This is a genomic window from Propionivibrio sp., from assembly GCF_041441355.1.
Classification (GTDB): domain Bacteria; phylum Pseudomonadota; class Gammaproteobacteria; order Burkholderiales; family Rhodocyclaceae; genus Propionivibrio.
Genome location: NZ_JASDTF010000019.1, coordinates 197,850 through 219,619, shown reverse-complemented (window position 1 = coordinate 219,619; position 21,770 = coordinate 197,850). Strand labels below are relative to the sequence as shown.

Annotated in this window: 17 protein-coding genes; 7 read left to right on the top strand and 10 right to left on the bottom strand. The window is 65.4% G+C overall.

Going from position 1 to position 21,770, the window contains the following annotated elements; all coding sequences use genetic code 11:
* Positions 1-131: 131 nt before the first annotated feature.
* The 4 genes from QMB55_RS07485 to QMB55_RS07470 form a co-directional block, all read right to left on the bottom strand.
* The gene (locus tag QMB55_RS07485) at positions 132-1,367 is read right to left on the bottom strand and encodes an MFS transporter (protein ID WP_497588059.1); all 1,236 of its coding nucleotides are present in this window, start codon (positions 1,365-1,367) and stop codon (positions 132-134) included.
* Between the two features lie 269 nt (positions 1,368-1,636).
* Positions 1,637-1,966 (bottom strand): hypothetical protein, encoded by a 330-nt coding sequence (locus tag QMB55_RS07480; RefSeq protein WP_497588058.1) that lies wholly within the window; start codon positions 1,964-1,966, stop codon positions 1,637-1,639.
* A gap of 202 nt (positions 1,967-2,168) precedes the next feature.
* The gene (locus QMB55_RS07475; RefSeq protein ID WP_497588057.1) at positions 2,169-3,086 is read right to left on the bottom strand and encodes an HTD2 family dehydratase; all 918 of its coding nucleotides are present in this window, start codon (positions 3,084-3,086) and stop codon (positions 2,169-2,171) included.
* Between the two features lie 511 nt (positions 3,087-3,597).
* Entirely contained in the window at positions 3,598-4,446 is an 849-nt protein-coding gene (locus tag QMB55_RS07470) for a substrate-binding periplasmic protein (protein WP_497588056.1), read from the bottom strand.
* 316 nt (positions 4,447-4,762) lie between these two features.
* Between QMB55_RS07470 and QMB55_RS07465 the strand changes: the two genes are divergently transcribed.
* From QMB55_RS07465 to QMB55_RS07445, 5 genes are all read left to right on the top strand, one after another.
* Positions 4,763-6,376: a glycerol-3-phosphate dehydrogenase/oxidase gene (locus QMB55_RS07465; RefSeq protein WP_497588055.1), complete on the top strand. Its 1,614-nt coding sequence runs from the start codon at positions 4,763-4,765 to the stop codon at positions 6,374-6,376.
* Between the two features lie 16 nt (positions 6,377-6,392).
* Positions 6,393-7,160, top strand: coding sequence for an HAD-IIA family hydrolase (locus QMB55_RS07460; RefSeq protein WP_497588054.1), 768 nt, complete (start codon positions 6,393-6,395; stop codon positions 7,158-7,160).
* A 27-nt stretch (positions 7,161-7,187) separates the two neighbouring features.
* Positions 7,188-8,876, top strand: a complete 1,689-nt coding sequence (locus tag QMB55_RS07455; protein WP_497588053.1) for a Na/Pi cotransporter family protein — start codon at positions 7,188-7,190, stop codon at positions 8,874-8,876.
* Between the two features lie 63 nt (positions 8,877-8,939).
* Positions 8,940-11,165, top strand: a complete 2,226-nt coding sequence (locus QMB55_RS07450; RefSeq protein ID WP_497588052.1) for a SulP family inorganic anion transporter — start codon at positions 8,940-8,942, stop codon at positions 11,163-11,165.
* A gap of 182 nt (positions 11,166-11,347) precedes the next feature.
* Complete coding sequence (locus QMB55_RS07445; RefSeq protein WP_497588051.1) at positions 11,348-11,788, top strand: universal stress protein; 441 nt, start codon at positions 11,348-11,350, stop codon at positions 11,786-11,788.
* Positions 11,789-11,844: 56 nt separating this feature from the next.
* Here QMB55_RS07445 and QMB55_RS07440 read toward each other — a convergent pair whose 3' ends face one another.
* The 5 genes from QMB55_RS07440 to QMB55_RS07420 all read right to left on the bottom strand — a co-directional run bounded on the left by QMB55_RS07440 (position 11,845) and on the right by QMB55_RS07420 (position 17,496).
* Positions 11,845-13,140 carry a M20/M25/M40 family metallo-hydrolase gene (locus QMB55_RS07440; protein ID WP_497588050.1) on the bottom strand — a complete coding sequence of 432 codons (1,296 nt, stop codon included), beginning with the start codon at positions 13,138-13,140 and terminating at the stop codon, positions 11,845-11,847.
* Positions 13,141-13,195: 55 nt separating this feature from the next.
* A complete protein-coding gene (locus QMB55_RS07435; protein ID WP_497588049.1) occupies positions 13,196-14,077 on the bottom strand; it encodes an isocitrate lyase/PEP mutase family protein in 882 nt (293 codons plus the stop codon).
* 189 nt (positions 14,078-14,266) lie between these two features.
* Positions 14,267-14,926, bottom strand: coding sequence for an ABC transporter ATP-binding protein (locus tag QMB55_RS07430; protein WP_497588048.1), 660 nt, complete (start codon positions 14,924-14,926; stop codon positions 14,267-14,269).
* On the bottom strand, positions 14,919-16,376 hold the full coding sequence (locus QMB55_RS07425; protein WP_497588047.1) for an ABC transporter permease: 1,458 nt from the start codon (positions 16,374-16,376) through the stop codon (positions 14,919-14,921). Before QMB55_RS07425 ends, QMB55_RS07430 begins: the two co-directional genes overlap by 8 nt.
* Before the next feature lie 133 nt (positions 16,377-16,509).
* Positions 16,510-17,496, bottom strand: a complete 987-nt coding sequence (locus QMB55_RS07420) for a thiamine ABC transporter substrate-binding protein (protein WP_497588046.1) — start codon at positions 17,494-17,496, stop codon at positions 16,510-16,512.
* 503 nt (positions 17,497-17,999) lie between these two features.
* Here QMB55_RS07420 and QMB55_RS07415 point away from each other — a divergent pair.
* Both QMB55_RS07415 and QMB55_RS07410 read left to right on the top strand, forming a co-directional pair.
* Complete coding sequence (locus QMB55_RS07415; RefSeq protein ID WP_497588045.1) at positions 18,000-18,884, top strand: EamA family transporter; 885 nt, start codon at positions 18,000-18,002, stop codon at positions 18,882-18,884.
* Positions 18,881-19,108, top strand: coding sequence for a hypothetical protein (locus tag QMB55_RS07410; protein ID WP_497588044.1), 228 nt, complete (start codon positions 18,881-18,883; stop codon positions 19,106-19,108). The genes QMB55_RS07415 and QMB55_RS07410 overlap by 4 nt, the downstream gene beginning before the upstream one ends.
* Before the next feature lie 33 nt (positions 19,109-19,141).
* On the opposite strand, the gene clpB is transcribed toward QMB55_RS07410, so the two are convergent.
* Positions 19,142-21,721 (bottom strand): ATP-dependent chaperone ClpB, encoded by a 2,580-nt coding sequence (gene clpB, locus QMB55_RS07405; RefSeq protein ID WP_497588043.1) that lies wholly within the window; start codon positions 21,719-21,721, stop codon positions 19,142-19,144.
* Positions 21,722-21,770 lie beyond the last annotated feature (49 nt).

Sequence of the window (21,770 nt, the reverse complement as noted above, 5' to 3'; positions counted from 1 at the left end):
GAACGGCCAGCGGGCTGCCGACCACCGTCTAACACGCTACGGTCATGACGCAGATGCGTCCAATGTCGCGACTTTCAAGACGGTCGCTCTAGACTCGATACCACTCCCGTCATTTCTCAGACTAGGCGCGCTTACGCAAAGTTCAACCGGCCAACGCGCAAGGCCACGAACATGGCCAGCGCCTGAAAGATGGCCACCCCGAGCCACAAGGCCGGGTAGTGTCCGCCATCCATGAGCGCGCCAAAGAGCAAGGGCGCCGTGGCGAGACCGGCATCGAGACCCGAATAGACGAAGCCATAGACGCGGCCGAACGAAGCCTCGCCCAATCCGCGGGTCGTCGCCTGGCGGATCAGGAGGTCGCGCGATGGTGCTGCGATCCCGACCCCGGCACCCATCAACGCCATCGCGGGCAGGATCGCCCACGCCGGCAGGACACCGCAGGCCAGGGTCAGGCTGAGGCCGGCGGCAAAAGCCATGCACAGCGCCACCGTGCGTTCGAGCAAACGCCCCTGAGCAATGAAACCGCCAACGGCGGTTCCGACCGCGGCGCCAACCTGGTAGGTCGTCAGCGCCATCGCGGCAACGCCGAGCGACAGACCGTACATGGCGTGAAAGAGCGCCGGCGAATAGTTCTGGATGGCACCGAACGCCACCGTAGCGAGGAAGAAAAAAGCGAAACACAGGAGCACCGCCGGCGAGCGCAGCACCGCGCCGGTGCTCACCGAGGCGGCTACCGAGGCGGTGCCCGCCCCCTTGTCCGCGCCAGCCGCGTGATCAGTCAAGGCCTTGCGCCAGAAGAAGAAAAAGACGAGCGACAAGAGCGCCAACCCGCCGGCAACGACGGCGGCAAAGCGCCAGCCGCTGCTCGCGGCGAGCGGCGTGAGAACAATGGGGGCGGCGCCCCAGCCGAGGTTGCCGGACAAGCCGTGGACCGAGAACGCATGCCCCAGACGCGCCTTGGCGACACGCCGGTTGAGCAGGGTGTAATCGGCGGGATGGAAAACGCAGTTGCCGAGTCCGGCGACGGCCGCCACCACGAAGAGCATTGCGTAGCTCTGCGCGGCCGCAAGCAGGAAACCCGCGACGGCCAGGCACAGCACGCCGCCCAGCAACACCGGCACCGGGCCGGTGCGGTCGACGACCAGTCCCGCCAGCGCCTGACCGACGCCCGAGAGGACGAAAAACAGGGTCATCACCGCGCCGACCTCGGTGTAGGAGAGGCCAAACGCCGGCATCAGCCAGGGAAACAGCACCGGGATCAGGAGATGGAAGAAGTGCGAGACGGCGTGGGCGTACCCGACCAGGGCGATGGTCGCCGCATCACTACGCGGGGCGGGACTGGAAGCGGTGCTGGGGATTGAAGACATGCGCGGACGGGGCGAAGGGAGGAATGGAATCGAAGACGAAGCGAAGGCAAATCGCCGAGGCTTCGATTCTAGCCGCAGGCCAAGACGCTGCGGAACCCGTTTCGCGCGCCCCTTCGCGCCCTCCGGAAACGAGCACGCCGTGAGCCCCACGCTGGCGCTGCCCCCGCCGGCCCAGTCACCCGTCGCATGCGGGACGGCCGGCATGAGAGCCCGTTCATCCCCTGCTCTACCTTAACGGAGCAGATTCGGCGAAAAAGCTAAGCGCGCATTCAGTCTGTTCCGCGCCGCCAGGCGCGGTACTGGAACAGGGTTTCCGCGCTACGCCGCGCCGAACGGAAGCAGTGATCGGCGGACGGGGTGCACCACCGACGCACGGCCCCCCAGCCCTGTCCGTGTGTAGTCCGCCGCCGGTCGGCGCTGTAACGGCGCACACCGGCGTCATACGCCAGCTCCGCCGGACGGCGCAGCACCGAGCGCACGTACGCCAGGACCACAATCAGGATGAACAGGAAAAGGGCGCAGGAAACGCCGAGGCAGAACGCAGTTTCGCCTTCCGGGTAAGCCATGGAACCAGAGATCAGGGTCGTATCCGGGCTCATACATAAGACTCGAGTAACAAGCACCGTGCGACCGGCTTGCGCCGTCACACAGCCAGCTTCCAACTCCCCTGCACTCCCGCGTCAAAGCGGAACTGCCTCTTGGCGTCCGCATCCACGCTTGCGAACGAGAAGCGGAGCCTCCCGTCCAGGCGACCGATTTTATTGTTCTGGGCCGCCTTTTTTACCGCCGCGCTCCGAGCGCTCAGGCCATTTTCGCCTCGCCCCGCATGCACAGCGCACCGCTCGCCAGCCGAGCTTCGACGCAGATGCTGTCGTCCTGCGGCCACGCGGCATAACGCATGGTATCGCCGAGCAGCGCCGGTGCCAAGCCCCGATAAGCGAAGTCGCGCAGCGAGCGTCCCAGGCTGACCGCGCAGGAGGCGGCCAAGCCAGCCATCAGCGTGGCATTGAGCGGCCCGTGGATGACCTGCGCGGAATAGCCCTCGACCTGGCGGCAATAGTCGGCGTCGTAGTGAATGCGATGGCCGTTGAAGGTCAGCGCCGAGTAACGAAAGAGGGTCGTGCTGCTCGGTTTCAGGGTGTGGGTCAACGCTCCCGGCGGCGCCCCGTCGCCATCCTGGCGTGCGGGGGAAGATAAACGCCCGGCGGAGCGATAGACGATGTCGTTTTCCTCGCGCAGCAGGCGTTCACCGACCAGGCTCTCGATCACATTCTCCACGGTCACGAACACCAGGTCGCCGGTGCGGCCACGCTTGTGCTCGACCGATTGGATGCGCGAGATGCGGCGCACGCGCGCACCAATCGGCAAGGGCGCCAGAAATTCGATGCGCCCGCCGGCACGCATGCGGTTGGGCAGCGGCACCGGCGGCAGGAAACTGCCGCGTTCGGGGTGCCCGTCGCGGCCTAGCTCGCGTTCGGGCAAGGCTTCGAGGAAATAAATCCAGTGCCAGAGGGGAGGCAGCGGCGCACCATCGCACAGTTGAGCCGATTGCGGGTAATCGATCGTCGCCGCCATCAAGCGTGCCTGACGCAGCGTCAAGGTGTCTTCATCCTGTTTGGTGCGCCCCACCCAGGCGCGCAGAACACTGAGATCAAGCTCTTCCTGTGCCGCGTTTCGGCCCGCCTCCGGGCCCGGACGTTCCAGTTCCACCGTAAACATGCAAGTCTCCTTTGTTCGTCCTCGAGGTGGCGCTTCGAGCGCTCTTTTATCGTCACCCGTTCGGTGTTTTCCCGCGTGCGTTCTGCCGTTCGGCGCATGCTCCTTGACGTAAGTTGATGAAGGGCGCCCCCTTTGCCCGGCATGTCTTTGGAACCCGTCGAAGGGGGCTGCGGGAAGGGCGGACAACCGTCTGGATTCTATGCCAAGCCCCTGCGTGCAGCCAGCATTGGCGGACGAAAAAGGGACTGCGTTCGATTACGCGCCAACACTCGGCGCGAACGAAAAAAGAAGCCCTCACCCCAAGGCGCGAACGCGCATCAACACTGCGAAAAGGAAAGACAACGCCCTCATTGGCCTACGCTCGGTACCACACACTCAAGAGTGGAAGACCGTGCAAGCTCAACGGCACAGGACGGCATCCGCGCGGAACGAACCCGGCCTTGCATGCTCCGGATCATCAGGGCTTTGCGATCGACGCGCCCGAGGACAGGCGCCGAGCGTGGGCCGCAGATTAGTGGGGCTGGACTCCGACTCGGACGACATGACGCGGCGGCGTCTCGCTCGGAAACCAGCGCCGGAAAATGCGCTGGTAGCTGCCATCGGCCTTCATCGCATGCAGCGCGTTCTCGAGCTCATAAACCACTTTGGCCGGCGTACCGCGCGAGACCCCGAGCATCAACTCGGTGACATCCAGTGTCAGCACGGTCTCCAGATCCGCAACACTCCCCCCGGACACCAGCATGATCGCAGGCGCGCTGACGCTGCTGTCGATCCACAGGTCGATGCGCCCCGTTAACAGCATACGCGCCGAGCGGTCCGCCGTTACGGTCAATTCGAGGCGGGAAAATCCGTTGTCGCGCGCGATCTTCTCGAACACCGAGGCCCGATAGGTACCGACCACGCCTTGGCGCAACTCGTCGCCGGTCCGATCCTTCCAGACGTTGCCGCGTCTCTGATACATCTCGGTGCGCGCCGTCAGCAAGGGGCCGATCAGGGTCATCACGGCTTCGCGCTCCGGGGTCCGCGCCACCGAAAACAACAAAACGTTCGGATGCTCGCTGACCTGCTTAAACCCGCGCGCCCACGGCACGACCTCGATTTCGGCCTTGTACCCCGTCCGGCGCAGTATTTCGCGCACCACATCGACCGCCATCCCGGTCGCCTCGCCGTTACCTGAAAAACTGACCGGCGGCCATTCTTCGGTCAAGACGACGAGCGTTTCGCTGCGCTGGAGTTCGGACGACAGCGGCGTTTCGGCCCACCCATGAGTCGCGAACATGGCACACCCCAAAACTGCGACCCACGCGCTACGAAGCCCCCCGAAAAGCCCGCGCCACCGCCCGTTCGTTGTTGCCCGCATCCAAGTTCCTCCGCTGTCCATACGCCACTCTCGGCGCACCCGCGCGGCCATTCATGCACTCTCCGGCGGTCTCTGACTGCACGCTAGCGCGTTCCTGGCATGCATGCAATTTGCCTTCGCCTCCTCCAAAAAATCACGTTGTCGGTAAATAATTCGCAAACGAACCAAAACCGATCTATTCAGCAATAACAACAACAATGCTTCGCCTGAACGGTCCAAGAATGCTCATCGAGCAACAATAAATTTTCGTTTTCGAATATATAATGTTGTATTAAGAGCATCACACTTTCGCAACACACTAAACCGGACAACCGCCATGTCGACCTCACCGCCCAGCACCGCCTTGCGCACAACGCCCCTCTACGACCTGTTGATCATCGGCGGTGGCGCAACCGGTTGCGGCATTGCCCTCGATGCCGCCAGCCGAGGCTTGAAGGTCGCCTTGCTGGAAAAGAACGACCTCGCGGAAGGCACAAGCAGCAAGAGTACCAAGCTCGTGCATGGCGGCGTGCGCTACCTCGAGGCGGCGGTCAAGAACCTCGACCGCGCCCAGTACCATCTGGTCAAGGAAGCCCTGCATGAACGTGGCATTTTCCTCAAGAACGCCCCGCACCTGGCACACCGTCTGCCGCTGATCACGCCGATCTACAACTGGTTCGAAGTCCCTTACGTCTACGCCGGCCTCGTCATGTACGACCTGCTCGCCGGCCACCTCGGGCTCGGCCGCAGCAAACTCATCGGCCGCGAAGAAGCGCTGCGCCGTTTCCCCATGCTCAAGGCCGAGGGCCTCAAGGCCGGCGTCGTCTATTACGACGGCCAGTTCAACGACGCCCGCATGGCCGTCAGCCTGGCGCTCACCGCCGAACAGCACGGCGCGACGATTGCCCCGCACGTCGAAGTCGTCGGACTCGAAAAGCAGGACGGGAAAATCTGCGCCGCACGGGTTCGCGACGTCCTCAGCGGCGAGGAATTCGAACTCAGGACCCGCGGCGTGATCAACGCCGCCGGCCCCTTCGTCGACCGCATCCGCCAGATGGACGAACCGCAGGCCGCCCCCATCCTCAAGGCAGCCTCGGGCATCCATATCGTCCTCGACGCCCGCTTCGCCCCGCCCGACACCGGCCTGCTGATTCCCAAGACCGAAGACGGCCGAGTGCTCTTCATCCTGCCCTGGCAGGGCCACGCCCTGGTCGGCACCACCGACAGCCCCGCCGAGATCGTCGAACACCCGCAGGCCCGCGAAGACGAGATTGCCTACGTCCTGCGCCACGTCAACCAGTACTTCGACATGAAGGCCACCCGGGCCGACGTTGCCTCGGTCTGGAGCGGACTGCGCCCGTTGATCCAGGCCGACGGCGCGGCCAACACCGCGCAGCTGGTACGCGAACACCTGCTCCTCACGAGCCCGTCCGGGCTGATCTCGATGGCCGGCGGCAAGTGGACGTCCTACCGCAAGATGGCCGAGGAGGCTGTCGACGAGGCGATCCGCACCTTCGGCTTCAGCGGACTCTCCGCCTGCCGTACGGCCAATCTGCCCATCGTCGGCGCCGAGCACTACGCACCGGCCGAACGCGAAGACCTGGGCGGCGAATTCGGCCTGCCAAGCGACATCGCCGAGCACCTGCACCAGAGCTTCGGCGACCAAGCGGGGAAGGTCGCTGCGCTGGCCCACGCCGGGCATGCCGCGCGCTTGCACGCACGCCATCCCTACATCGAAGCCGAGGTCGTCTACGCCGCACGCCATGAATACGCGCAGCGCGCCATCGACGTGCTCGCACGCCGCCTGCCGCTGGCCCTGGTCGACCTCGCCGCCGCGCGCGCCGCCCTGCCGCGCGTCATCGAAGTCATGGCCAAGGAACTCGGATGGGATGGCGAGCGCTGCGAAAAAGAGCGCGCCACCGCTGATGAACGCCTCGGCGCGGCACTTTGAGTGGCATACTGGCGGCATGAATCCGCACACCAAAACCTGTTTCGTTTTCGACCTCGACGGCACGGTCTACCTGGGCGACCGGCCCATTCCCGGAACGATCGATTTCATCCGCCGCAACCTCGCCCAGCGCGAAATCTACTTCCTCACCAACAACACCTCGAAAGACCTCGCCGAATACACCCGCAAGCTGGCTGGCTTCGGCATCGAGGTCGGGATCGAGCGCATCCTGTCGCCGCTCCTGCCACTGCTGGACCATTTGCGCAAAGAAGGAATCACCCGCCTCTACCCGGTCGGCAACGCCAGCTTTCAGGCCTTTCTCAAAGCGCAGTTGCCGGAGGTCGTATTCACTGCTGGCGAGGATTGCCAGGCCGTCGTCCTGGCCTATGACACCGAGCTGACCTACGCCAAACTGGCAGCATCCTGCCTGTTGCTGCAGCGCCCCGAGGTCCGTTTCCTGTCGACCCATCCGGACCTCGTCTGCCCCTCGCCCGCCGGCCCGCTGCCGGACACCGGCAGTTTCGTCAAACTCTACGAAGCGGCCACCGGACGCCTGCCCGAAATCGTCTTCGGCAAACCCGACCCGCGCGTCCTGGCGCCGCTGCTCGGGCGTTTTCCGCGTGAGACCATGGTCATGGTCGGTGACCGGCTCTCGACCGACAAGAAGCTCGCCGAAAACGCCGGCATCGACTTCATCCTGGTGCTCAGCGGCGAAGCGCAGCGCGCCGATCTGGCCGGCCTCGAACGCCAGCCGACACTCGTCCTCGACGATCTCGGCGGCTTCTAGCCCCGCGCCCCGAATACAGGTCTGGCCATGCAAGAATCGGGCACCTACGAACTGACCCTCATCCTCGGCGCGGCGACCCTGCTGCTGTGGGGCGTGCGCATGGCGCGCACCGGCGTGATGCGCATGTACGGGCCGGAAATCCACCGCGCCTTGCCGCGCGCCCTGCGCAGCCGCGCGATCGCCCTCATCACCGGCGCCGGTGCGGCAACCGTGCTGCAAAGCTCGCTCGCCGTCGCCGTGTTCACCTCCGGCCTCGCCGCGGTCGGCGCCATCCCGGTGGCCCAAGGCCTGCTCCTGATGCTCGGCGCAGACGTGGGCAGCGCCCTCATCGCCGCCTTGCTCTCGCTCAACCTCAAGGCGCTCTGGCCGGTCCTGATGTTCGTCGGCTACCTGCTGCATTCGATCTACAGCGACACCGATTCGCCGCTCAAGCAATTTGGCCGGATCGCGCTGGGGATCGCCATGATCCTCATCGCGCTCACCTTCATGAGCCAGGTCTCGAGCGCCCTCGCCTCGAGCGAACTGATCCGCATCATCGTCTCCTCGCTCGGCAGCGAATTGCTCATCGCCCTGCTGCTCTTCGCGGTGCTCACCTGGCTGGCCCACTCGTCGATCGCCATCCTGCTTTTCTGGGGCTCCCTGGTCCAGGCCGGGATCACCACCGATCCGGCATTGATCCTTGCCGCCATCCTCGGCATCAACCTCGGCAACGCCATCCCGCCGATCCTGATGACCTGGAACCAGGCCGCACCGGCGCGCCGCATCGTCATCGTGCACGGTGCCTTCAAGCTCATCGGCATTTTCATCTGCCTGGTGCTGCTGCGTCTGGTCGCCAGCCTCTACACCCTGATCCCCGGCGATCCTGGCTTCCGTGTCGTGATCCTGCACATCCTCTTCAACAGCGCGCTGATCCTCGGCTTCACCGGCCTCGTCGACCAGGCGACGCGCATTGCCGAGCGCTTCATTCCCGATCCGCCCAAGGCCGCCGACGAGCACGGACCCAAGTACATCCCCGGACGTGGAGAGGAAGCGACGCGCCCCGACTTGCTCCCGGTCACCGCGCTGGCGCGCGAGGTGCTGCGCATCCTCGGCACCATCCAGAACATGCTCGACCAGACGCGCGACATGCTGGTCTCCGGCGCAACGGAAAACGCGCAGGACGTCAATCGTATGGAAGACAAGGTCAACGCCCTGTTCAAGGCGGTGCGCGCCTACGCCGTCGACCTCACACGCAAGGGCCTGAACGAACAGGAGCAGCGCAAGGTCACCACCCTGTTGCGCTACACGGCCAGTCTCGAACACGCCGGCGACGTGATCTGCAAGACCATGCTCGCCATCCCCGAAACCATGCGCAAGGACCGCAAGAGCTTTTCCGAAGCCGGCCAGGACGAGCTCGGCCGCCTGTTCGATTACCTGACCGGCAACGCTCAGCTGGCGGCGGAGGTGATCATGAGCTGGCACCCCGACACCGGCAGCGTGCTGGTGCAGCGCAAGCGCGACTTCAAGGGCATGTGCGAGGAGAGCGCGCAAGCGCACATCCGCCGCCTGAGCGAAGGGGTCTCCAACGCCATGGAGAGCAGCTCGGCCCACCTCGACCTGATTTCCGAATTGCGCTGGATCAACACCCAGATTTCGAGCATCGGTTACGACGTCCTGCCGCAGGCGGAAGCCGCTGGCGACGCAGGCGCGGAGATACTGATCGAACGCGCCGAATGAGGCCGCGTTGAAACGACGATAACGTCTGCCCGCGAAGGCAGACGCCATACAGACGGGGGAACGATGCGGGAACTGGCAGGCACCTGGAAACACCATTCGGGCGACTTCTGGGGCGGCTTCGCCGCCATGCTCGTCGCGCTGCCGGCCTCGGTCGCCTTCGGGGTCTCGGTCTACGGCGCCGTCGCTCCGCACTACGCGGCCTTCGGAGCCCTCGCCGGCGTACTCGGCGCCATGGCCCTGGGTCTCATCGCGCCGACCCTGGGCGGCACCGACCGCCTGATCAGCGCCCCCTGCGCGCCGGCCGCTGCGGTGCTCTCGGCCTTCGCCATTGAAATGGTGCGCCAGGGGATCTCCCCCGGCAGCATCGTGCTGATGCTCACCGTGCTCGGCATCCTCACCGGAATCATCCAGGTGCTCTTCGGCCTGACCAACATCGGCCGCCTGATCCGCTACATCCCCTATCCGGTGGTCAGCGGCTACCTCTCGGGCGTGGGACTGATCATCATCAGCAGCCAGATTCCAAAACTGACCGGCGTCGATTTCGAGATGACCTGGCTGCAAGTGCTGCTCGCCCCACAGCTCTGGGACTGGCGTGACATCGCCATCGGCCTTGTCACCGCGATCACCATGGCCCTCGGCGGCCGCTTCACCAAGGTCGTCCCAGCGACGATCCTTGGCATCGCCGCCGGCATCCTCGCCTACGCCGCGATCGCCGTCACCGATGAATCGCTGCGCCAACTCGACGGCAACACCCTCGTCATCGGCGAACTCGGCACCACCGGCCAAGGCTACCTCAACCTGATCACCGACCGCTGGCAAGACATCGGCGAGCTCAAGGTCGCACAGATCGGCGGTCTGGTCGGAAGCGCCCTGACGCTCGCCGCGCTGCTCTCGATCGACACGCTCAAGACCTGTGTCGTGCTCGACCAGCTCACCCGCACCCGGCACGACTCGAACCGCGAACTCCTCGCCCAGGGCCTTGGCAACATCGCCGCGGCGACGATCGGCGGCATGCCCGGCGCCGGCACCATGGGTGCCAGCATGGTCAACTATTCGAGCGGCGCCCGTACCCGCATCTCGGGTGTCGTCGAGGGCGTGCTCACCGTCATCACCGCCCTGCTGCTCGGGTCCTTCGTCGCCTGGATTCCGGTCGCCACGTTGAGCGGCGTGTTGCTGGTGGTCGGCTTCCGCATGATCGACACGACGCCGCTGCGCTTCCTCGAATCGCGTTCGACGGCCCTCGACTTCACCGTCGTCCTGGCGGTGGTCGGCGTCTCGCTGACCGTCGGTCTGATCGCCGCCTCGGCGGTCGGCGTCATCCTCTCGATCTTCCTTTTCCTGCGCGAACAGGTCGGCGGTACCGTCATCCGGCGCAAGAGCCTGGTCAGCGAGCGCTCCTCGGCCTGGTACCGCCCCGAGCGCGAGATGCGCATCCTTGAGGAAAAAGGCCGCTCCGCCCCCATCATCGAACTGCAAGGCAGCCTCTTCTTCGGCACCGCGCAGCAGCTTTACCGTGCCCTTGAACCCGAGCTGCTGCGCGCCGACTACCTGATCCTCGACCTGCGCCGCGTGCAATCGGTCGACATCACCGCCGCGCACACCCTCAACGTCGTCGGCGACGTTCTTGCCGAACGCAAAGTGCCATTGCTCTTCGCCAACGTTTCCGAACGCCTGCCCAACGGCCGTAACCTGCGCGAATTCCTCGAGCTGTCCGGCCTCGACGCCGGGCGCCCCAACGTCCAGTACATGCCCTCGTTGGAAGCCGCGATCGAATGGGTCGAGAGCCAACTGCTCGGCGACGTCGAATCCGTCGAAACCCACGGCGAGACGCATGACCGGCCGCCGCTCGAACTGCACGAGATCGAGCTGTTCAAGGGCAGCAAGCCCGACACCTTGGTCGACCTCGAAGCCTGCCTGGAAAAACGCTCCTGGAAAGCCGGAGAAACGATCTACCAGAGCGGCGATACCGGCAGCGAACTGATGCTGATCCGCAAGGGCCAGGTCAAGCTGGTCGGTGCCGTCGGGCGCAGCGGTGCCATCAAGCACATCGCCACGCTCGGACGCGGTGACTTCATTGGCGGCCAGGCCTTCCTTGAGAACCGGATCCGCTCGAGCGACGCGATCGCCACGCGCGACTGCGACATGTACGTCCTCTCGGTCGAAAACTACAACCTGCTCGCCGAGGACCACAAGCGCATCGCCCTGGTGCTGATGACCAAGCTCGCACGTCTGCTCTCGATCCGCCTGCGCCACACCAACGAAGAACTCGCCCTCTTGCAGGACACCTGACTCTCCGGCGCCGCGACACGCTCTACCGCGGCTGGCGACGCGCCGTCGAACGCGCCCGGAACTGGGCGGAAACACCGCAAGAAGCTTCCGATCAGGCCTGACGCCCCCGCGCGCGGCGTGCGCGTAGCATTCCCCTTCGGGCTTCCTATAGTGAACGTGTGGCAACCCGAAGGGAGAAAAAAATGTTCAAGCACATCCTCGTCCCGACCGACGGTTCGGTACTCTCGCAAAACGCGGTCCGCGCGGCGGTACAACTGGCCAAGGAGTGCGGCGCCCGGATAACCGGCTTCTACGCCAAACCCGAATCGCACGCCTACATCACCGAGGGTCTGCGCATCGACGAAATGCTGTGGGCCAAGGCCGCCGAGCACGACGCGGCCGAGGCCAAACAGGCACTCGATTTCATCGTCGAAGCCTGTCAAAGCGCGGGCGTGGCATGCGCAGCGATTGCCGGGGCCAGCGACTTCCCGTTCGAAGCCATCATCGACACGGCCCATGAACAAGGCTGTGACCTGATCTTCATGGCGTCGCACGGACGTAGCGGCTTGGGCGCCCTGCTGCTCGGCAGCGAAACGCACAAGGTGCTCACCCACAGCAAGATTCCGGTCCTCGTCTACCGCTGATCCTTCCCCAGCAAGCCCCGCAAGCCCCCATACCGACCGCGTGCGTTAGGCGTACCTCAGTGTGCCGCCACGGCCCTGCGACGCAACACCGGCGGCATCACGCCCACGACCCCCACCAGAGCCAGCACGGCCAACAGGTTTTTCTGCACGCCGCGGTGGGCCTGCGTCGGGTCATACCACTCCCGGACGGTGTGGTTCTCGCCCGAAGCGCCCCCCGGTCCCAGCGTCAGCGCGGGAATGCCAAGGCTGATCGCCACGTTGGCGTCGGTGCTGGCCGGAATGCCGAGGATCGGCTCGACACCGACATGACGCAAGGCGAGCGAGGCCACCTGAATGATCGGCGCATCGACGGGCTGGGCGCCGCCGGGGCGGTCGCCGATCGCTTCGAGGTGCCGTTCAATCGGGCGTGTGGGGCGTGTGCCGCCCCAGCGCGCGTTCTCGGCCACGACTGCGGCATCGATGGCGGACAAGGCCTGCGCCTCCAGGGTACGCAACACATCCATGTCGGTCGAACGCAGGTCAAGTTCGAAGCTGGCCTCGGCCGCGATGCTGTTGACCGAGGTGCCGCCGCTGACCGTACCAACGGTAAAGGTCGTCTTGGCCGTATCCGCGCCGTCCTGACGCTCCGGAGGACGCAACTCGGCCAGCGCCGCCACCGCCCGCCCGAGCGCGTGGATCGCCGACGGGCGGCCGAAGTCCGTGAAGCTATGCCCGCCGGGCCCGCTGAAGCACACCCGGTAGCGCCGGCTGGCGACCGCGACAAATGCGATGCGCGCCTCGAGGGCGCCGTCGATCGAGATGAATCCATCGATCGCGTCACGATGCTCGGCAAATAAGGCGCGCACCCCGCGCAGGTCGCCCAGCCCCTCCTCGCCGACGGTGCCGACGAACCACAGGTCGCCGACCGTGGCGAGCTTCGTCGCCTGCAGTGCCCGGGCGATGCCAAGGATCTCGGCCAGACCGCGGGCATCGTCGGCGATGCCCGCCCCCTCCAGCCGACCGTTGGCCAAGCTGCGCACACTCAGCTCGGTGCCTGCGGGATAGACCGTATCGAGATGCGCCGAAATGACGAGCGTCGGCCCCTCCCCGGAGCCGGGACGGCAGGCGATGACATTGCCCGCCGCGTCGAGGCGCAGATCGGCGAAACCGAGTTCTGCAAAGCGCGCCGCAAGGTAAGCCGCGCGTTCGGACTCGGCGAAGGTCGGCGCCGGAATCGTGGCCAGCGTTTTCTGTTCGGCCAACGTCGCCTCGGCGTCGCGTTCGACATGCGCCAGCGCCTCGCGCACGCCTGCATCGGTGGTTAGCGCGTCGAAGTCCGATGCGAGCGCCGGATCGATCCTGAGTTGAGGCATTCATTCCTCCTGCATGCGAAATCGCCGCTGATCGTTCCCCTATCTTGGCCGCGGCTCAAGCCGTATCGTTCGTATAACGTTTTTCCTGCGCGTCGAAGAACGGCTTATTCACCATCCGCTGCCGCTCCTTGAAACTTGCCACCGGCCCGCCCTCGTCCAGGCGGCCGTCCGCCTTGAGCCGCGACAGCGCAGCCTGCATGCCGTAGAGCGCGCCCTGCAGGGCGGCGTTGGCGTAAAGAACGAGCTTGAAGCCCATGCCATCGAGGTCGGCAAAGTCGAGCGCGGGCGTCTTGCCGCCGATCACCACGTTGACGAGTTGCGGCGTGCCCGGCAAGCCGCAGGGGATGGCGCGCAACTCATCGACGCTTTCCGGCGCCTCAACGAAGGTAACGTCGGCGCCGTCCTCGACGAAGGCGGCGGCGCGTTCCATGGCTGCGGCAAAGCCCAGCGTCGCGCGTGCGTCGGTGCGCGCGACGATCAGCAGATTGGGGTCCTGGCGCGCATCGACGGCGGCCTTGATGCGGCTGCGTGCTTCGCCGAGACCGACCACGTCCTTGCCCGAAAAATGCCCGCAACGCTTGGGATTGACCTGGTCTTCGAGCTGGATTGCGCTGGCGCCGGCACGCTCGAGCGTGCGCACGGTATGGCGCACGTTGAGCGCATTGCCGAAGCCCGTGTCGGCATCGACCACCAGGGGCAAATCCGTCGCGTCGCGGATCGTCGCGGTGTGCTGGGCAATCTCGGTCAGGCTGACGAACCCCAGGTCGGGCATGCCGAGGTAGGTGTTGGTCAGCCCCGCGCCAGAAAGGTAAAGGGCCTCGAAACCGAGGTCGGCGATCACCCGCGCGGCCAGTGCGTTGGCGGCCCCGGGCATGAGCAACGCACCGCCGCTGGCGAGGCGGGTACGAAAGGCTCGGTTGATCTCATGACTGAGCATGGTTGAGTCCAGAACGTGATCAAAAATGTCCCGCCCGGTTGGCGAGGCCGGCGACAGCGTTCCGACCGACAAGGGAACAGCAACGCCGAAACACAAGGCCCCGAACGCCTGCACGACAGGACATTCGAAGCGTTCACCTTGCCATGCGAAGCTCAAAGATGTCGACTGCTTTGATCCGCACGCGCGCCCTCACCAGAGCGACACCAGTTTTCCCTCAAGCAACCGGTATCCGCGCTGAGCCATCGCCCGCGCTTCAGCTTCGTCGTGCGTCACCAGCACGGTCGTCATCGCCGCGCTCGCCAAGCGCTGACGGAATTCGTCGCGCAGGCTGCTGCGCAGCTCGGCATCGAGCGCCGAAAAAGGCTCGTCGAGCAGCAGCAGACGCGGCTGAGTGATCAGCGCCCGCGCCAAGGCCACGCGCTGTTGCTCGCCGCCGGAGAGCTTCCAGACCTGTTGCTGTGCATGCGCCGCCAAACCGAACACCGCGAGAAGTTCGAGCGCTTTTTTCCGTGCCACGGCACGCGGCAGGCGTTGCTCGACCAGCCCGAAGGCGACGTTATCGACCACGTCCAGATGCGGGAACAAGGCGAAGTCCTGGAACATCAGCGCAAAATGCCGCCGCTCGGGCGCTTCGTGAGTGATGTCCTGACCGGCAAAGAGAATGCGTCCCGCATCGGGCGCTTCAAGGCCGGCGATCATCTTGAGCAAAGTGCTCTTGCCCGAGCCGGACGGCCCCAGGATGGCCACGCTCTCGCCTGCGGGGACGTGGAGGTGAAGGTCGTCCGCCAATGGCCACGCAGCACCGGCAGGATCGCGAAACGTCTTATGTACGGCAACGAGTTCAAGCATGGAGGGCATCCTTGCGCAGCGTGCTCCGCCCCGGCGTCTTTTCGATCAGCAGGAAGGCAGTCAGCGACAGCGCCATCAAAAGGCAGGCCAGCATCAGCGCGGCATCGAGGTTGGCCGCACCCGGCCGCCCCAGGCGCTGGTAGATCAGGGTCGTCAGCGTCATCCATTCGGGGCGGGACAGGAATAGGGTGACCGCGAACTCCCCCAACGAGGTCGCAGCGGCAAACGCCATTCCTCGACGCAGGGCCGGCGCGACCAGAGGCAAGGTCACGCGCCAGAAGCAACGCCAGGAACTCGCGCCGAGCGAACGCGCCGCCTGTTCGAGGTGGGCCGGCAAGCTGTCGAGCGCGGAACCGACCGACTTGGCGACGAAGGGATAGGCCAGCAGTGCGTAGGCGGCCAGCAGCAATGAGAGACTCGCCGTCCACTGCGGATAGAGCAGGAGCAGGCCGAAGGCCACGGTCACCGGCGAAACCACGAAGGGCAGAAAGGCGCTGGCCCGGAGCCCCACCGAATGGCGCGCCGCCACGGCATGGGTCAGCCCGAGCACAGTCGCGAGCGCCAGGGCACTCAGGGAAAAGCGCAGGGTGTTAGCGAGCGCCAAGCGCGTTTCCTCTTCGAGCAGCACGGCGAGGACGGCCGGGCCGGCCAATACAGTGCGCAGAACAATTGCCAGCAGCGGCGCAGCACAGAAAACGAGGAGCACCAGCAGGGCGGCAACCACCGCGCTTCTTTGCCTCAAGGTCAGCGGGCGGCGCAAGGCGATGGCGTCGGCGCGCGCCGGCGTCGCCAGTCGCTTCTCGACGAGGGCATACAGCCAGGCGATGCCGCCGTTAAGCAGCATCATGCACAGCGCCAGCGCGCCGGCCTCGGCGATTTTCAGCTCATGCGCCACCAGGGTGTAGATCTCGACCTCGACGGTGGCGAAACGCTGCCCACCGAGAATCAGCGCCAACCCGAACCCCGAAAAGCAGTACAGAAAAACCAGGCACAGGGCCGACGCCAGCCACGGCGCGATTGCCGGCCACTCGACCCGCCAGAACGCCCGCCAGGGCGTCGCCCCCAGGGTCCGGGCGGCGGCCACGCGCGACGCGCTGACCTGCCCCAGGGCATCGACCCCGGCGCGCACCACGACGCAGAGGTTGAAAAACAGGTTGCCGTAGAGGAGCAGCCAGGGGGTGCCCTGCAAGTTAAAGCCCAGCCAGCCGCTGAGCAGCCCACGCGGCCCCCACAAGGCAAGCACGCCGAGGGCCGCCACCAGCGTCGGAACGACGAAGGGCAGCATCAGCAAACGCAACACCAGGCTGCGCCCGGCGAACTCGTAACGGGCCAGCACCCAGGCCACCGGCAAGCCCAGAACCAAGGCCAAGCCACAGGTCAATGCAGCCTGCAGGAAGGTCCAGAGGATGCGCCAGCGCAGGTAGTCGTCCTGCCACAGCGGGCCGATCATCCCGGCCAAGGCTCCGGCTCCGCCTTCAAGCAAAAGGCGGCCCACCGGGGCAATGAGCAAAATCAGCAAAAACGCCGCCGGAACCAACCCCACGGCGAAACGCTGCGACAACGATTTCGGAAGCATCGAGCGCTTACTTCAACACCACCTTCGTCCAGCGGCTGACCCACTCGGCCCCTTTCTCGGCGATGACCTCGGAACTCAAAGTGTCGAACGACGCGGGCTCGACGGCATGGCGCATGACCTCGGCACGGGGGCTTCCCGGCACGGCGGGGAACATCCACATCGAGGTTTGCAAGGCTTCCTGCACGGCCGGCGAACGCATGAACTCGATGAACCGCACCGCGGCCTCGCGTTGGCCGCCCCCCTTGATCAAAGCCACACCTTCGACCTGACGGAACACCCCGCCCTTGAGGAACAGCACGCCGGTCGGGGGCTCGGTGATTTTCTCCTTGCTGTAGAACACTTCCGCCGCCGGGCTGGTGGCATAGCTCACGACCAGCGGGCGGGTACCGCCGTTCTTGGAAAACTCGGTGTAGTAAGCCTCGCTCCAGCCTTTGGCCACTTTGACGCCGTTGGCGCGCATGCGCGCCCACCAGTCAAAGGCGGCGCCCTCGCCGAGTCCGGCGAGGGTCGCCAGCAGGAAGGCGTGGCCTGGGCTGGAGGTCGCCGGATTCTGCACGACCAGCAGATCGCGGTAGCGCGGGTCTGCCAAATCCTCAAGCGTCTTGGGCAGCGGCAGCCCGGACTTGGCGAACGCCGCCTTGTCATAGTTGAGCGCGACGTAGCTGTAATCGATGGCCACCACGCCCTTGCCGACAATAGGCACGCTCTCGCCCGCCAACGGCGCGGCGGCATAGGGTTCAAGCACGTTGGCCGCCTTCGCCTTGGCGTACTGGGCATTGTCGACCCCGAAAACCACGTCGGCGATCGGTTGAGCGCGGGTCAGGATCAGCTTGTTGAGCAACTCGCCCGAATCCCCACCCTTGATCACGCTCAGCTTGACCCCGGTCTGCGCCTCGAACTGCGCCAGCAAGGGCTTGGGCAGGAAGAACGAATTGTGCGCCAGGACCCGCAGTTCGGCCGCGAACGCCAGCGAAGACACAAACAACGACAACACCGCGCAAGTGGCCGGAAAAACCCGGGAAAGCAATCGCCGCTTCAAGATGAATTCCTCTCGACAGAAAGGGCTTGAGTATCCTTGAGCCGGAAGCACTGGTCAAACCTTGAACGCAGCTCCAACCACAAGAAACGCTGAATCGCCAAAGGCAGCATTCGATCGCCCTTGAAAGGCGACTACGGAAGCCGCCTCCCCGCCCGACGCACTTTTTTCTACGCCCATCACCGCACCGACACAGGATACTGTCGGCGCGTCACCAGCAGAGTAGCCGCAGGGTGCGCTAGAATTGCCCCCCTCCAGGACGCACTATTCACGGGCTTCCTGCGGCATGGACGCCAGGATTGTTTATTCATGCGCCTTCCAGGGCATCGATGGGTACAGAGGCTGTCAGGCGTTTTAATGGTCCGGCAAACGGCAAGCACGGCTCGCAAGACGGAACGGCCAAACCCTTGATCTTGCCGCTTTCTTGCCATGATCAACGGAATTAAAAGGTTGTCACCACGATGCACGCTGCCCTCCCATTGCGCCATTTCCTGCTCGCGCTGGCGATCGTCAGCGTCTGGGGCACCAACTTCGTCGTCATCAAACTGGCCCTCGGATCGCTGCCGCCGCTTCTCTTCGCGGCGTTGCGCTTCACTCTCGCGCTCATTCCGGCGATGTTCTTCCTGCCCCGTCCGGCGGTGCCCTGGCACAACCTCGCCCTGTATGGCCTGTTGATTGGGGTCGGCCAGTTCGGGTTGCTCTACATGGCGATGAACGGCCACATTTCGCCCGGCATCGCCTCGCTGGTCGTGCAAACGCAGGTGTTTTTCACGATCAGCCTGTCGATGGTGCTCTCTGGCGAACGGGTACGTGCCTTCCAGTGGTTCGCGCTCCTGCTCGCCAGTTCCGGGATCGCCACCATCCTGGCCCATACCGACGGCACAACAACCGTGCTGGGCCTGGCGCTGGTGCTGGCGGCTTCGTTCTCCTGGGCCGGTGGCAACATCGCCGCCAAACGCGGTGCCCCGGCCAACATGCTGGCCTACGTCGTCTGGTCGAGCGCCTTCGCCATCCCGCCGCTGTTCGCCCTGTCCTTGGCGTTTGAAGGTTGGGATGCGGTGCAGGCCGGTGTCCTCCACTCCACGTGGAGCACCTGGGCCGCCATCGCTTGGCAGGCCTGGGGCAATACCTTGTTCGGCTATGCCGCCTGGGGCTGGCTGCTGGCGCGCCACCCGGCGGCGACGATCGCGCCGATGGCCTTGCTGGTGCCGGTGTTCGGCATCGGCGCGTCCGTCCTGTATCTGGGCGAACCCTTGCCGGCCTGGAAACTGATCGCCGCCGCCCTGGTCATGGGCGGATTGACGCTGAACCTCCTCTGGCCAAAACTGCGCGCAGCCTGGCGATGAAGCACGCCATGCTCAACTGGCTTCGGCGGCGGTTCGCTAAAGCCCCGCCACTGTCCGACATCGAGCAGGCGCGACGGCTGATCGACGCCATCGATCGCGGCGGCATTCCCCTCAACCCGGCTAAGGTGAATGCCATCGCCCGCAACCTCGGCCTCGAAGTCTCCCGCCGCGCCCCGGTTGAGCACACCATCGCGCGCATCCGGGCCTGTTTGTCGCGCGTGTGAAGCGGTAGCCTGCCAGCCACCGCCCTGCTCGAATTACCCCTTCTCGAAGCGCATCACTCCGCCGACGCAGGAGACCGCGATCGTGTCGCCCGCCGCAAAACGACCTTCGAGGATGGCCTTGGCCAGCGGGTTCTCGATCTGCGCCTGGATCGCGCGCTTCAGCGGGCGGGCGCCGAACACCGGGTCGAAACCGGCGGTCGCCACTTCGGCCAGCGCGGAATCGTCGGCCACGAGGCGCATGTCGAGCGCGGCGAGGCGTTTTTCGAGGTTGCCCAGCTGGATCTTGGCGATCGACTTGATGTGCTCTTCGCCGAGCGCGTGGAAGACGACGACCTCATCGATGCGGTTGATGAACTCGGGCCGGAAATACGTCTTCACCTCGCCCATCACCGCCAGCTTGATCAGCTGGTAATCGTCGCCGGCCATCTGCTGGATCATCTGGCTGCCGAGGTTGGAGGTCATCACGATGACGGTGTTCTTGAAGTCCACCGTCCGCCCCTGCCCGTCCGTCATGCGCCCGTCGTCGAGCACTTGCAGCAGGACGTTGAACACGTCCGGGTGCGCCTTCTCGACCTCGTCGAGCAAAATCACGCTGTACGGCTTGCGACGCACGGCCTCGGTCAGGTAACCGCCCTCGTCGTAACCGACGTAGCCGGGCGGCGCGCCGATGAGACGCGAGACCGAGTGCTTCTCCATGAACTCGCTCATGTCGACGCGGATCAGGTGTTCCTCCGAATCGAAGAGGAAGGCGGCCAAGGCCTTGCACAGCTCGGTCTTGCCGACGCCGGTCGGGCCGAGGAAGAGGAAGGAGCCGTAGGGGCGATTGGGATCGGACAGGCCGGCGCGCGAGCGGCGAATGGCATCGGAGACGAGGCGCACCGCCTCGTCCTGGCCGACGACGCGCTGGTGCAGGCGGTCTTCCATGCGCAACAGTTTGTCGCGCTCGCCTTCCATCATCTTGGACACCGGAATGCCGGTGGCGCGCGAGACGACCTCGGCGATCTCCTCGACGCCGACCTCGTTGCGCAAGAGCGTGTTCTTCACCGCGCCGCTGCTCGCCTTCTCGGCGCTTTTGAGTTGCGCTTCGAGCTGCGGCAGCTTGCCGTACTGCAATTCGGCCACCTGATCGAGCTTGCCGGCGCGTTGCAGGCGCGCGATTTCGGCCTTCACGCGGTCGATCTCTTCCTTGATCGACGCGCTGCCGTGGGCACGCGCCTTCTCGGCCTTCCACACTTCTTCAAGATCGTTGTACTCGCGCTGCAGGCGGGCGAGCTCGTCCTCGATGAGCTGCAGGCGCTTCAAGGACGCCTCGTCCTTCTCCTTCTTCACCGCCTCGCGCTCGATCTTGAGCTGGATCATGCGCCGGTCGAGCTTGTCCATCACCTCGGGCTTGGAATCGATCTCCATCTTGATCCGCGCCGCCGCCTCGTCGATCAGGTCGATCGCCTTGTCGGGTAGGAAGCGGTCGGTGATGTAGCGGTGCGAGAGTTCGGCCGCGGCAACGATCGCCGGGTCGGTGATCTCGACCCCGTGGTGCACTTCGTACTTCTCCTGCAAGCCGCGCAGGATGGCCACCGTGGCCTCGACCGACGGCTCGTCGACGAGAACTTTCTGGAAGCGGCGCTCAAGCGCGGCGTCCTTCTCGATGTACTTGCGGTACTCGTCGAGCGTCGTCGCGCCGACGCAGTGCAACTCGCCGCGCGCCAACGCGGGCTTCAGCATGTTGCCGGCGTCGATCGCGCCCTCGGCCTTGCCGGCGCCGACCATGGTGTGCAGCTCGTCGATGAAGACGATGATCCGGCCTTCGTCGAGCGCAATTTCCTTGAGCACGGCCTTCAAGCGCTCCTCGAACTCGCCGCGGTACTTCGCCCCTGCAAGCAGCGCCGCCATGTCGAGCGAGAGCACCTTCTTGCCCTTGAGCGTCTCCGGCACCTCGTCATTGACGATGCGTTGCGCCAAGCCCTCGACGATCGCCGTCTTGCCGACGCCGGGTTCGCCGATCAGCACCGGGTTGTTCTTGGTCCGCCGTTGCAGGATCTGGATCGCGCGCCGGATTTCGTCGTCGCGCCCGATCACCGGATCGAGCTTGCCCAGGCGCGCGCGCTCGGTCAGGTCGATGCAGTATTTCTTCAGCGACTCGCGCTGCCCTTCGGCCTCGGCGCTATCGACGCCCTGCCCGCCGCGCACCGCCAGGATCGCCGCCTCAAGCGCCTTGCGCGCCAGGCCGTGTTGCTTCGCCAAACGCCCTGTCTCGCCCTTGTCCTCGCACAGGGCGAGCAGGAACATCTCGCTGGCGATGAACTGGTCGCCGCGCTTCTGCGCTTCCTTGTCGGTCAGGTTGAGCAGGTTGGCCAGATCGCGCCCGACCTGAACCTCACCGCCGTGGCCTTCGACGCGCGGCAAGCGGGCGATGGCCTGCTCGAGCGCGCCCTTGAGCGCCTGCACATTGACGCCCGACTGAGCGAGCAGCGCCGAGCTGCTGCCGTCGTCCTGCTGCAAAAGGGCAAGCAAAAGATGCGACGGCTCGATCATCTGCTGGTCGTTGTGGACGGCCAGGCTCTGGGCGTCGGCCAGGGCCTGCTGGAACTTGGTGGTGAGTTTGTCGAGACGCATGGCGTACTCCATGAAGTGGCTTCGATGTCATCAAGGTGGGGGACGCGTG

What these genes read in the sequence shown, in the direction of transcription:
- QMB55_RS07485 (WP_497588059.1), bottom strand. Translation starts at nt 1,367, where the DNA reads ATGTCTTCAATCCCCAGCACCGCTTCCAGTCCCGCCCCGCGTAGTGAT.
- QMB55_RS07480 (WP_497588058.1), bottom strand. Translation starts at nt 1,966, where the DNA reads ATGAGCCCGGATACGACCCTGATCTCTGGTTCCATGGCTTACCCGGAA.
- QMB55_RS07475 (WP_497588057.1), bottom strand. Translation starts at nt 3,086, where the DNA reads ATGTTTACGGTGGAACTGGAACGTCCGGGCCCGGAGGCGGGCCGAAAC.
- QMB55_RS07470 (WP_497588056.1), bottom strand. Translation starts at nt 4,446, where the DNA reads ATGCGGGCAACAACGAACGGGCGGTGGCGCGGGCTTTTCGGGGGGCTT.
- QMB55_RS07465 (WP_497588055.1), top strand. Translation starts at nt 4,763, where the DNA reads ATGTCGACCTCACCGCCCAGCACCGCCTTGCGCACAACGCCCCTCTAC.
- QMB55_RS07460 (WP_497588054.1), top strand. Translation starts at nt 6,393, where the DNA reads ATGAATCCGCACACCAAAACCTGTTTCGTTTTCGACCTCGACGGCACG.
- QMB55_RS07455 (WP_497588053.1), top strand. Translation starts at nt 7,188, where the DNA reads ATGCAAGAATCGGGCACCTACGAACTGACCCTCATCCTCGGCGCGGCG.
- QMB55_RS07450 (WP_497588052.1), top strand. Translation starts at nt 8,940, where the DNA reads ATGCGGGAACTGGCAGGCACCTGGAAACACCATTCGGGCGACTTCTGG.
- QMB55_RS07445 (WP_497588051.1), top strand. Translation starts at nt 11,348, where the DNA reads ATGTTCAAGCACATCCTCGTCCCGACCGACGGTTCGGTACTCTCGCAA.
- QMB55_RS07440 (WP_497588050.1), bottom strand. Translation starts at nt 13,140, where the DNA reads ATGCCTCAACTCAGGATCGATCCGGCGCTCGCATCGGACTTCGACGCG.
- QMB55_RS07435 (WP_497588049.1), bottom strand. Translation starts at nt 14,077, where the DNA reads ATGCTCAGTCATGAGATCAACCGAGCCTTTCGTACCCGCCTCGCCAGC.
- QMB55_RS07430 (WP_497588048.1), bottom strand. Translation starts at nt 14,926, where the DNA reads ATGCTTGAACTCGTTGCCGTACATAAGACGTTTCGCGATCCTGCCGGT.
- QMB55_RS07425 (WP_497588047.1), bottom strand. Translation starts at nt 16,376, where the DNA reads ATGATCGGCCCGCTGTGGCAGGACGACTACCTGCGCTGGCGCATCCTC.
- QMB55_RS07415 (WP_497588045.1), top strand. Translation starts at nt 18,000, where the DNA reads ATGCACGCTGCCCTCCCATTGCGCCATTTCCTGCTCGCGCTGGCGATC.
- QMB55_RS07410 (WP_497588044.1), top strand. Translation starts at nt 18,881, where the DNA reads ATGAAGCACGCCATGCTCAACTGGCTTCGGCGGCGGTTCGCTAAAGCC.
- clpB (WP_497588043.1), bottom strand. Translation starts at nt 21,721, where the DNA reads ATGCGTCTCGACAAACTCACCACCAAGTTCCAGCAGGCCCTGGCCGAC.